This is a genomic window from Mycobacterium sp. UM_11, from assembly GCF_001414075.1.
Taxonomy (GTDB): Bacteria; Actinomycetota; Actinomycetes; order Mycobacteriales; family Mycobacteriaceae; genus Mycobacterium.
Window position 1 is genome coordinate 1 of record NZ_LATC01000307.1, and the last position, 203, is coordinate 203.

1 protein-coding gene is annotated in these 203 nt (G+C 71.4%); it reads right to left on the reverse strand.

Annotated elements, in window-relative coordinates; translation table 11 throughout:
• A partial coding sequence (locus WU80_RS25155; RefSeq protein WP_156349817.1) for an acyltransferase domain-containing protein occupies nt 1–203 on the reverse strand: 203 nt, incomplete at both ends.

Consider the following 203-nt stretch of genomic DNA (forward strand, 5'->3'; position numbering starts at 1 on the left):
AGCTCGGTGCCGGTGGCGATCACCTCGTGCAGCGAAAACCCGGCCTGGGCCACGAAATCGGGGTCCAGCTCGGCCAGCGCGGCGGCGAACGCGGGTTCCTCGGCCAACAGCTGACGGCCCATGCCGGCCCACTGCGAACCGCGACCGGAATACACAAACACCGTGCCCGGCCCGACATTCTCGGCCGGGGCCACCACCCCCGG